The sequence below is a fragment of the Nocardiopsis mwathae genome, from assembly GCF_014201195.1.
In the GTDB taxonomy this organism is placed as follows: Bacteria; Actinomycetota; Actinomycetes; order Streptosporangiales; family Streptosporangiaceae; genus Nocardiopsis_C; species Nocardiopsis_C mwathae.
Genome location: NZ_JACHDS010000001.1, coordinates 1,459,118 through 1,470,388, shown reverse-complemented (window position 1 = coordinate 1,470,388; position 11,271 = coordinate 1,459,118). Strand labels below are relative to the sequence as shown.

At 73.3% G+C, this 11,271-nt stretch carries 8 protein-coding genes; all 8 read right to left on the bottom strand.

All coding sequences use genetic code 11. The features are described from left to right. Nucleotides 1-223 precede the first annotated feature (223 nt). Entirely contained in the window at nucleotides 224-1,234 is a 1,011-nt protein-coding gene (locus HNR23_RS05920) for a TerC family protein (RefSeq protein ID WP_184074268.1), read from the bottom strand. 445 nt (nucleotides 1,235-1,679) lie between these two features. Further along, the gene (locus HNR23_RS05915) at nucleotides 1,680-2,771 is read right to left on the bottom strand and encodes a glycosyltransferase family 4 protein (RefSeq protein ID WP_184079959.1); all 1,092 of its coding nucleotides are present in this window, start codon (nucleotides 2,769-2,771) and stop codon (nucleotides 1,680-1,682) included. A gap of 20 nt (nucleotides 2,772-2,791) precedes the next feature. Continuing rightward, nucleotides 2,792-4,513: a murein biosynthesis integral membrane protein MurJ gene (murJ, locus tag HNR23_RS05910; protein WP_184074266.1), complete on the bottom strand. Its 1,722-nt coding sequence runs from the start codon at nucleotides 4,511-4,513 to the stop codon at nucleotides 2,792-2,794. Between the two features lie 163 nt (nucleotides 4,514-4,676). Further along, nucleotides 4,677-5,723, bottom strand: a complete 1,047-nt coding sequence (locus HNR23_RS05905) for a hypothetical protein (RefSeq protein ID WP_184074264.1) — start codon at nucleotides 5,721-5,723, stop codon at nucleotides 4,677-4,679. A 130-nt stretch (nucleotides 5,724-5,853) separates the two neighbouring features. Continuing rightward, nucleotides 5,854-6,921, bottom strand: coding sequence for a copper transporter (locus HNR23_RS05900; protein ID WP_184074262.1), 1,068 nt, complete (start codon nucleotides 6,919-6,921; stop codon nucleotides 5,854-5,856). Further along, nucleotides 6,918-8,126 (bottom strand): putative cytokinetic ring protein SteA, encoded by a 1,209-nt coding sequence (gene steA, locus HNR23_RS05895; RefSeq protein WP_184074260.1) that lies wholly within the window; start codon nucleotides 8,124-8,126, stop codon nucleotides 6,918-6,920. The genes HNR23_RS05900 and steA overlap by 4 nt, the downstream gene beginning before the upstream one ends. A 222-nt stretch (nucleotides 8,127-8,348) precedes the next feature. Next, entirely contained in the window at nucleotides 8,349-10,049 is a 1,701-nt protein-coding gene (gene recN, locus HNR23_RS05890) for a DNA repair protein RecN (RefSeq protein WP_184074258.1), read from the bottom strand. 110 nt (nucleotides 10,050-10,159) lie between these two features. After that, the gene (locus HNR23_RS05885; protein ID WP_184074256.1) at nucleotides 10,160-11,131 is read right to left on the bottom strand and encodes an NAD kinase; all 972 of its coding nucleotides are present in this window, start codon (nucleotides 11,129-11,131) and stop codon (nucleotides 10,160-10,162) included. Nucleotides 11,132-11,271: the final 140 nt, after the last annotated feature.

The window sequence follows — 11,271 nt, the reverse complement described above, 5'->3', positions numbered from 1 at the left end:
AGACACACCGGCCCTGGTCAGGACACCGCACGGAATACGGCCCACCGTGGGCGCGGCGGCGCGACGAGGGCGCGCCGGATGCCGCGGCGATGGACCTTCTAACGGTAACGACTTCGGCGGGCGGAAACTTCCGCCCGGGGGAAACGCGGGGTGCCCGCGCGGATGATCCGGCGGACACCACCACTATAGACGAACATCCGTTCGAACCGCGCTCGTTCCCCCGTCATTCGGCGCCGCCGCGCTCGACCTCCAGCTGCTTCTCCTCGCGCTTGGCGCCGCCCCGGGACCGCAGCAGGCTCGCCACGACAGTGACGGTCATCACGCCGATGATCACGACCAGGGAGGTGCCCGTGGTGATCTCCGGGGCGGCCACGCCGCTCTCGTGCAGCGCGTGCAGGATCATCTTGATCCCGATGAACACCATGATCGCGGACAGGCCCCAGCTGATGTAGGCGAGCCGGTCCATCAGCCCGGCGAGCAGGAAGTAGAGCTGGCGCAGCCCGAGGAGGGCGAAGGCATTGGCGGTGAAGACGATGTAGGGGTCCTGGGTCAGGCCGAAGATCGCCGGGATGGAGTCGACCGCGAACACCAGGTCGGTGACGCCGATCGCGACGATGACCATGAGCATCGGGGTCACATAGCGGCGCCCGTCGATCTTCACCGTCATGCGCGCGCCGTGGTAAGTGTCGGTCACCGGCCAGACCTTGCGGACCATCCGCACCGCGAAGCTGTCGGTGTAGTCGGCGTCCCCGTCGTGGTCGAGGTGGTCGCGGATGATCTTCACGGCGGTGAAGATGAGGAAGGCGCCGAAGACGTAGAAGACCTCGCTCCAGGCGTTGATGGCCTGGGCGCCGATCGCGATGAAGAACCCGCGCATGACCAGCGCGATCACGATTCCGACCAGCAGCACCTCGTGCTGGTACCGGCGGGGGACCGCGAAACCGCCGATGATCAGGTAGAAGACGAAGAGGTTGTCGACGCTCAGGCTCTTCTCGGTGATGAACCCGGCGAAGTACTCCCCCGCCACGGTGGCGCCGGCGAAGTACCAGAGCCCGAACCCGAAGAGGATCGCGATCCCGACGTAGAAGGCGGCCCACCACGCGGCCTGCTTCACACCGAACTCTCGCGGACCGCTCTTCTTGTTCCACGGGCGGTCGACGATGGCGAGGTCGATCACCAGGACGGCGACCATCGCGCCGATCGTTGCGATCCAGACCCACAGGGGAACGTTCATCAGGGCACTCCTCCGGCCGCACACCCGAAGCCGCAGCTTCGCGCATGCCGATCAACCGGAGGTCTCTCCCGCCCACACCGCAGCGCTCGGCGGACGAACGCGGGTAGTGGACCGGCGGCACCGGGAACGCGTCATTGCGATCCGTGATGACGACACCGCCGCGAAGGGATACTCCCCTCACCTCTATCTAGAATGATCCGGACGCGCGGGACATTCCCGCCGGGCCCGGAAGCTGTCGTCCATCATGCCATCTCCCGGCGGCTCTGGGGACCACTCTCGACGGAAATTCGACGGATCGTCCCGCCCGCCTTCCGGTGAGCCATCGAACGGTCGCCCGTGCGCCCCCGGCGCGCCCGATCCGTTCCGGCCCGCGCGGCACCCCGGTGCCCCGGGTCGCAGGCGACGGCCGCGGTACACGGGCGCTTCGGCGTCCACGCTCCGTGCCTCACCCCCGCGTCAACGACGCGTAGACACCCTCCACCTGGCGCAGCGCGTCCTCCTCGGTGGGCAGCCGCTCGGCCGCGCGCTCGGCGTCCGCCCGCATCTTCGCCGCCAGGCCCGGATCACCGAGCACCCGGCCCATCGCCTCCGCCAGCGCCACCGCATCACCCGGCGGCACCAACAGGGCGACGTCCTCGTACAGGTCGGGGATACCGCCCACCCGCGTCGCCACCACGGGCAGCCCGGCACGCAGCGCCTCCATGATGACCAGCGACGGCCCCTCCCACATGCTCGGCAGCACGAACAGGTCCGCGGCCGCGAGCAGGTCCGGGATGTCGGTGCGATGGCCGAGCAGCCGGACCGGTAGGTCGCGCGCGTCGATCCGGCGGGCCAGGTCACCGCGGAGCGGGCCGTCCCCCGCGACGGCGATGAGCGGCGGCCCGGCCTCCGCGGCACCCCGCGCCGCGACCAGGGACGCCGCCTCCAGCAGCACGTCGAGCCCCTTCTGCGCGGCAAGCCGGGCGACCACCAGTACGAGCGGCCGGTCCTCGGGGACACCCAGCCCCACCCGCACGACGTCGCGGGGGACGGCGGCGGGAGGCATCGGCGGCGCCGTGACCACGGCGGGCAGCACCCTGCGGGCACCGTGTGCGCGCATCCGCTCCACCAGGTCGCCGGATACCCCCAGTACGACGTCGGCGCGCCGCGCCACGATCCGCTCCAGCACCCGGAACACCAGGCTGCGCGGACCGGACGCCTGCGGCGGCGCGTTGTGCACGGTGACGGCGAGCGGGGCCGCCCCGGCCAGTGCGCACAGGGCACCGGCGCGGACGCCGTGGGCGTGCACCACGTCGGCGCGGGCCAGCATCCCGCTGAGCCGCGCGACCGCGACGGCGTCGGTCCCCGGGCGCGGCAGCGCACCGACGTCGACGGCGGCGAAGCGCGCTCCGGCGCCGGTGAAGCCGAAGTGCTCGTCGGTGCCCGGAGGCCCGACCACCGCGACCCGGTGGCCGCGGTCGACCAGACCCGCGCTCAGCGACCGGACATGGTTTCCCACCCCCCCGCTGCTGGTACCGATCACCAGCGCGACCCGCATCGTGCTCACCCGATCCCCTCTCATCTGCCCTCACCCTTGACCTCACCGTCGTCCGTGCCACCGCCGGAAGCGCCCCCACCGGGGTTGCCTCCGCCGTTGCGCGCGGTGCCGTCCTCGCCCGGTCCCTCCTGTGCCCCGTCGGCGGCGCGCAGGCGGCGCACCGCGGCGCGCACCGCGCGGCCGTCGATCAGCAGCGCCAGCGCTCCGAAGGCCGCGATCGCGGCCCCTCCCGCGGCCACGGCGGCCGCGGCGTCACCCCACGGCCCGGCCTCCAGGAGCGGCCGGGACCACGCCGAGACCGCCGCACCGGCCGGATACCCCGCCGCCGCTCCGGCGGCCACCGCCAGCAACCCCCGGCCCAGCCCGGCGAAGGCCGCGCGCCCGTGCGCCCGCAGGGTCGCGGCGCCCAAGAGCACGGCGGCCAGTGTCAACCCGAGGGAGGTGCCCGCGCCCAGGGCCGCCACCGTCCAGTCGGGGGGCAGGAGCCAGACCAGGGCCGCGTTGGCGACCATCACCGCGCCCCACCCCGCCACCTGGGCCAGCGCCGCCTCGCGGCCGTGCCGGGAGGCGTACAGCGCCCGGCTGAGCAGGGCGAGAAGGCCGAACCCGACGATGCCCGGCGCGTAGCAGAGCAGTGCGCGCTGCAGCGGCAGCGGGTCGGCCTCGGCGAACAGGGACGCCACCGGTGCGGCCGCGGCGGCCAGCCCGGTCGCCAGCGCCGCCGTGATGATCGCCGAGGCGCGGGCGCTCCCCGACAGCACCCGATCGAACCCCCGCCGGTCGCTCTCCCCGTGCCGGACCGCCAGGGTGGTGAACGCGCTGGTGGCGATGGGGACCGCGATGATCCCGTAGGGCAGCGTGAACAGCACCCAGGCGTAGTTGTTCAGCACGATCGCGCCCGAGCCGCCGCCCCGGTTCGCCAGGGCGGCCGCCAGGAGCAGGCTGAGCTGCATGGCCACCAGCGGCAGCAGTGCGGCCGCGGCCAGCGACCGCACCTTGCGCGCCACCCCCGGCGGGAAGGACAACCGCGGGCGCAGCCCGAGCCGCAGCCGCATCGTCGGGACGAGCGCGGTGAGGAACAGCGCGGCGACACCGGCCGTGGTCCCCACCGACAGGGTCAGCTCCGCGTTCAGCGGCAGGTGGGCCAGGTCGTCGGTGTAGGCCCCGCCCAGGGGACGGAAGGCGATGTAGGCGGCCATCACCACGAGGCTGGAGACGAGCGGGGCCAGCGCCGGGGCGAGGAAGCGCCGGTGCGCCTGGAGGATGCCGTAGAGCACGGCGGCCAGTCCGTAGAACAGGATCTGCGGGGAGAAGACCAGCAGGAACCGGACGGCCAGCCGGACCAGGTCGGCGCGGTCGCACCCCGCTCCCGGGCCCAGCATCACCGCCATCGCCGGGACCGACACCGCGGCGAGCAGCAGGCTCAACGGCACGGCGATGACGACCACCCAGGTGACCAGGGCCGATGCCGTCTGCCGCACCTGCTCGCCCTGCCCCTTGTCGGCGCCGGAGGCCAGCACCGGCACCACCATCCCGGCGAGCGCGCCCCCGATGACGATCTCGAAGAGGATGGTGGGCAGCATGTTCGCCGTGACGTAGGCGGTGCCCAGGCAGTTGTCCCCGACGGTCTGCGAGAAGACCAGGGTCCGCCCGAATCCGGCCATCCGCGCGAAGGCGGTCACCACGGCGATCAGCACCGCCGCACCCGCGACCCCGGCCAGCAGACGTCGCCTCGGGCTCATACCCGCACCCGTCTCCGCCGGCCGGGCCCGCGGCGGCCGCCCGTCCGGCGGCGGGGGCGGCGGGGAGGGTCAGGGCACCCGCCCGCACCGGGTGGCGGGGTGGGCGGGCAGGCGTCGCCCGTCCGGCCCTGCGGCGGGGAGGGCGGCTGCGAAGGCGAGCGGGTCACGGCCGGTCCGGGCCCCCCGTATCCGTGCGGCGGGTCGTCCGGAGGCTCTGCTGGGCGGGGACCGTGATCGCCTCGGTGCCGGGTGCCCACGGCACGTCGCCGACGGCCCGGGCCGCGGCCTCCTCCTCTTCCGGCGCCGGTGCCGGAGCGGGGGTGGGAGCCGGGCGTCGCCCCGCCAGGTCCAGGGCGCGCAGCGGCGGAGTGGCGTCGATGACCTTGCTGAAGCTGACGAACTCGCTGGCCAGGGTCAGGCCCGCGACGGCACCGAGCAGCCCGACACGGGCGGAGCGCGGCAGGGAGGCCGCCGCTGCGACGCCGAGGACGGCGCCCAGGGCGTTGGCTCCCGCGTCGCCCATCATGGCGCGCTCGCCCAGGTCCTCGGGGAGCAGCGCGGCGGTGGCGCCGAGCACCGGCCCGGCGGCTCCGGCCCCGGGTCCGGCCAGCGCGGGGACGCCCACGGCGAGACCGACCTTCGCCGCCCGCCCGGGGCGGAGGTCGAACAGGTTGAGGAGGTTCGCGGAGCCGGCGATAAGCGCGCCGTTGACCAGCGCGTCGAACGGTCGGCGGTCGATCATCGCCCCGGCGAGCAGACCGGTCACGCCGATTCCGGCCACCTTCACCGCGCCGGTGGTCACCTCGCCTCGGGCCAGCGCACCCAGGTGTCCCTTGAACCCGCGGGATCCCGCGGAGCCGGAGATGTCGTCGTAGGCGCCGAAGCCCGCCGCCCCCGCCGCGGCGGTCACCGTCGCCGCGCGCAGCCGCCGGGGCACGCCCGGCGCCAGGGCGGCCGCGGCGCAGGTGCCCGCGGCCAGCGCGGGGCCTTCCAGGAGGGTGACCTTCTCGCCGCGGAAGTTGGTGCGGGTCCACAGATCGCGGGAGGGCCCGGAGTCGAGGAACACGTCGTCGACGGTGTCGCCGCGGGGCGCCCGGGTCGCCCGGGTGAACGCCGTCCGCGCGGCGACCGCGCCGAGGACGGCACCGGCCAGCCCCGTGCAGAGGGACCGGACGCGGCTCGCACCGGGGGTGCGGCGAGGGAAGGCCATGGGCTCGCTCCGATTCTTCGTCTTCTTCGTCGTCGAATCCTCGTCAGTACCCCGTCAGCTCCGCATCAAGGCGCCGTGGGAGCGGCACCGGCCCGGTGGACCGGCACCGGGCCCGGCCCGACAGCGGGGTTCACGATGTGGACGCCGACGCCTGCACGTCCTGCTGCTGCCGGTTTCCGTTGTCCGCGTCCTTCTTCTCGACGGGCTCGGGCAGGGGGTCCGGCAGGAAGCCGTCGACACCGTCACCGATGCCGTAGGCGCCGCTGCGCGTGGCCCTCGCGTCCGCGATGACCAGGACGGCGACGACGTTTCCGCTGGTCGACCCGGCGCTGTCGACGGTGCTGAACGCCGCCTCCTCCGCTCGGGCCTGCGCGACGAGACCGCCGGGGTCGGTGGAACCGGTCCCGCCGACCAGCACCGCGCCGTCCGAGGCGTCGTCCAGTGCGCGGGTCAGGGCCAGCATCACGTCGTTGCCCGGAGGATTCTCGGCGTCCTTCGGCGACGGGGCGTTCTCGGCGGTGAACGGCCGCGCCGGGGCGAGAACCACGGCGATATCGGCCCGCTCGGCGACCCGGCCCTGCACGGTCAGCAGCCCGGCCTCGGTGAAGCCGGCGAGTACGGCGTCGGCGTCGAACTCCTCGCCCGCCTCGTCATCGGACCCGTCCGCCGCGTCGTCGTCACCGCCGCCGCGTGCGTCGTCCTCGGGCCGCAGCACGGCGCGGGCGAGCTCGGCTCCGGCCTTCTCATGCGCCCCGCCCTTGGGCAGCCGCATCCCCTCGGCGAGCTGCTCGGTGAGCTCGTCCACGAACGTCGCCTGTCCGGGATCGACGTACTTGTCGGTGAACACCACCTGGCCGGGCACGTTGCCCCCGGCCTGCTCGATGCGGGCGACCAGCTCGTCGCGGGTCGCCGTGTCGACCCCGGGGGACTCCAGGACGACCACGTCGACGTCGTCCAGCAGGTCGGCGAGCATGGCGTCGGCGTAGGCCGAGATGAGTTCGCCTCCGCCCGCGTTCAGCTTGTCGGCGACGTCCTTGTCCGACCGCAGCTGGTCGCTCTGCTCGCGCAGGTCGGAGGTCTCCGACTTGAGCGTGTTCAGAAGCGGGTCCTGCAGCATGGTGGTGCCGAGCACCAGCCCGACCGTCAGCGCGAGGAAGATCGCGACGATGGACACCAGGTGGTAGCGGAAATCGATCACGTGAACAGCCCCGTGAGCCAGTAGACGAGCGCGTCCCAACGCGCTGCGAGGGAGGTGAGATACACCTGTCCCGCCGGCGAGCTGTACGCCGCGACGAGGACGGTGAGCAGAGACGCCGCGACGAGCGCGAGCAGCGCCCACGGCGAGATCCGGCTGCGGTAGAGGCGGCTCACACCCTTGGCGTCCACCAGCTTGCCGCCGACACGCAGCCGGGTGAGGAAAGTGCTGGCCATCCCGGCGCGCCCCTTGTCCAGGAACTCCTCCAGGGTGGCGTGCGTGCCGACCGCGACGATGAGCGTCGCCCCCGAGTCGTCGGCGAGCATCATGGCCACGTCTTCGCTGGTGCCCGTGGCCGGGAACACGACGGGCTCGTACCCCAGGTCGGTGAGGCGCTTGAGCCCGGGGGCGCGGCCGTCCCGGTAGGCGTGCACCACCAGCTCGGCACCGGTGGCCAGGGCCCGGTCCGACACCGAGTCGAAGTCCCCCACGATGATGTCGGGCCGGTAACCGGCCTCCAGGAGCGCGTCGGCGCCGCCGTCCACCCCGATCATGACGGGGCGGTACTCGCGGATGTAGGAGCGCAGGGTCGAGATGTCCTCGCGGTAGTGGTAGCCGCGGACGACGATGAGCACGTGGCGGCCGTCGATGTCCGTCCTGAGGTCGGGGATGCCGACGCCGTCGAAGAGGAGTTCCCGCTCCCGCTTGAGGTACTCCATGGTGTTCGCGGCGAACGCCTCCAGCTGCACCGAGAGTCCGGCGCGGGCCTCGGCCATGGCGGCGGCGACGGAGTCGGTGTTCTGCACGACGCCCTTGGCCAGGACCTCGTCGCCCCGGTACAGGGTCCCGCCCTCCAGCCGCAGCTCCTCACCGTCGTGGACGCGCGCGAAGACCTCGGGGTCGACGTCGTCGACGAGCGGGACACCCGCCTCCACGATCAGTCCCGGCCCCAGGTTGGGGTAGCGGCCGCTGATGCTGGTGGCGACGTTGACCACGGCGGAGACGCCGCGTTCGAGCAGCGCCTCGGCGCTGACGCGGTCGATGTCGACGTGGTCGATGATCGCGATGTCGCCGGGTCTGAGGCGCTTGGTGAGGTCTTTGGTCCGACGGTCCGAGCGGGCGGGGGCGGTAACACCGGCGGAACCGTCGTCGGTGATCGGTCGACGGAGTCGTGTGAGTCGGGCGCTGAGCGCCGCCGGAACCTTCATCGCTCGCATCCTGCCAGAGCCGATTCCGGATTAGTTATAACGGCAAGTACACGGCGTGTTCACCACACTACAGTCGTCCCGGGCATGTTTCCCGTGCTCACCTGGGTGTAAACGAGGTTCAGGTGACGAATCGCTGGCCGGAAGGGGACACGGGTCTTCCCCCGTTGGGCAGGGTCATGCCCCGGGCGGATACGACCGAAACCGCCGCGGGGGCCGACCGGATCAGGAGGCGCGGTCGGCGGCGGCGATCGTGAGCAGCTCCTCGGCGTGCGCGCGCCCCAGCTCGGAGTCTTCCAGGCCGGCCAGCATCCGGGACAGCTCCCGGGCCCGACCGCCCCGGTCCAGCCGGGTCACCCCGCTCTCGGTCACCGTTCCTTCGTTGGACTTCTCCACCACGAGGTGGTTGTCGGCGAACGCCGCGACCTGCGGCAGGTGCGTGACGACGATGACCTGAGCCCGCCGCGCCAAGCGGGCCAGCCGGCGGCCGATCTCGACCGCGGCCTTGCCGCCCACCCCCGCGTCGACCTCGTCGAAGACGAACGTGGGAACGGGGTCGGCGCCCGCGAACACCACCTCGATGGCGAGCATGACCCGGGACAGCTCACCGCCGGACGCGCCCTTGTTCAGCGGCAGCGGCGGTGCGCTGGGGTGCGGGGCCAGGAGGAGTTCGATGTCGTCGCGGCCGTGCGGGCCGAACCCGTCGCCGGTGGTGACCCGCACGCTCACACGGGCGTGCGGCATCGCCAGAGCGGTGAGCTCCTCGGTGACCGCGGCACCGAACCGCTCGGCTGCCTCGACGCGGATCCGGGTGAGCTCGGTGGCGAGCGCGTCGAGCCGGGCGCCGACCTCCGCCTCCTCGGCGCGCAGCTCCTCGATCCGGTCGTCGTCGCCCTCCAGGTCCGCCAGACGCTTGGCGGCGTCCTCGGCCCAGGCGAGGACGTCGTCGACGGTCTCCCCGTACTTCCGGGAGAGCTGGGTGAGCAGGGAACGGCGCTCCTGGACGGCGGCGAGCCGTGCGGGGTCGGCCTCCACCGACTCGGCGTAGGAGGCCAGCTCCGTGGCGGCGTCGCTGAGAACGTAGGAGGCCTCGTCGAGGCGGTCGGCAAGGGAGGCCAACGCGGTGTCGTGCTCGCGCACCGCGGTCAGGGAGGCGCGCGCCGCCGCGAGCAGGCCCACCACGTCGGCCTGCACCTCGGCGGCCGGATCACCGGTGAGCGCCTCGTGCGCCGTGGTGGCGGCGACCCGGAGCGCGTCGGCGTGCGCCAGCCGGTTCTCCTCCCCCAGCAGCTCGGCGTCCTCGCCCGGCCGGAGTTCCGCAGCGGCGATCTCCTCCAGGCCGAAGCGCAGCAGATCGGCCTCCTGCGCGCGTTCGCGCGCGCGGGTGGTGAGCTCGTCGAGGACCTCGGTGATCTCGCGATGGCGGCGGTAGGCCGCCGTGTAGGACGTCCACGTACGGTTCAGCTCGGCACCGGCGTAGCGGTCGAGCGCGGCCCGCTGGCGCTCCGGGCGCAGGAGCCGCTGCTGGTCGGACTGGCCGTGCACGGCCACCAGGTCGTCGGCGAGGTAGGCGAGCAGACTCACCGGCGCCGACCGGCCGCCGAGGGTCGCACGGGACCGCCCCTCGGCCGACACCATGCGGGTCAGGATGAGGACGTCCTCGTCCAGGTCGCCGCCGGCCTCGACGACGCGCTCGGCGACACGGCCGTCGGCTGGCACGGTGAGGCGCCCCTCCACCACCGCGCGGCCGGTGCCCGGACGCACCCGCTGCGGGTCGGCGCGCCCGCCGAAGAGCAGCCCCAGCCCGGTCACCACCATGGTCTTGCCGGCACCGGTCTCACCCGTGACGACGGTGAATCCCGGAGACAGTTCCAGAACGGCGTCATCGATGACGCCGAGACCGCGGATATGGACTTCTTCGAGCACCGAACCCTCTCCTGCTCCCATCACTGGCGTGCCGCCCGCCCTGATGTCGTCCAGGCCCGCGCGGCACCACCGATGTTCGCCTGTGTCCCCGGATCTGTGCGGCCGTCCGGCTACAGGTCGCGTTCGCCGCGCCCGCGCCACCCGGCGACCGGAAGGCCGAACTTGGCGACCAGCCGATCGGTGAACGGGGCGCGCTGCAGACGTGCCAACCGGACCGGCACATCCGAACGCGTTACCTCGATCCGTGCCCCTGGGGGCAATTCGACCATACGGCGTCCATCGCACCAGAGCACGCCCGTGGTCGTGTCCGGTACGACTTCGAGAGCAATGGTGGCATCCGGGGAGACGACCACGGGGCGGGCGAACAGCGCGTGCGCGCTTATCGGCACGACCAGCAGGGCCGCCACTTCCGGCCACACGATGGGGCCGCCCGCGGAGAAGGCGTGGGCGGTGGAGCCGGTGGGTGTGGCGCAGACCACGCCGTCGCAGCCCCAGCGCGACAGCGGGCGGCCGTCGATCTCCAGGACCATCTCCAGCATCCGGCCGGACGTGGACTTCTCCAGGGTCGCCTCGTTGAGCGCCCAGTTGCGGATCGGGGGCGCGCCGCTGTCGCGGCCCCCGTTGTAGACGGCGACGTCGAGGGTCATCCGCTCCTCGACGTCGTAGTCGCGGTCGACGACGGCGCGGACGGTCTCGTTCAGGTCCTCGCGCTCGGCCTCGGCGAGGAAGCCCACATGGCCGAGGTTCACGCCGAGGACCGGGACCCCGGCGGGCCGCGCGATCTCCGCGGCACGCAGCAGCGTTCCGTCTCCGCCCAGCACCATGACCAGCTCGGCGCCGTCGGCGGTGTCGGGGCCGTGGGCCGCTTCGATCGGGTCGAGCTCGTAGCCGGCCTTCTTGAGGTCGTCGGCCTCGCCCGCGGGCATCCTGACGGTCAGCCCGGCATCGGTCAGGCTGCGGTGGACGAGCTCGGCACTGCGCATGGCGGCGGGACGCCCCGTGTGCACCAGCAGCAGCACACTGCGACCGGTCCGGTCCCCCGGCCCGGCCACTCCGCTGCCGCCCTGACCCGCGCTGGTCATGGAAGATCCTCTCGTCACCGTTTCGGCCCCCGGGCCGAGGCCGCTGCACCCCCGGCCGGGTCACGTTACAACGAACCGGAGGGTGCCGACGGCCCGATCCGAACAGCGCCCCCGCGCCGAACGGCCGCCGACGACACGGC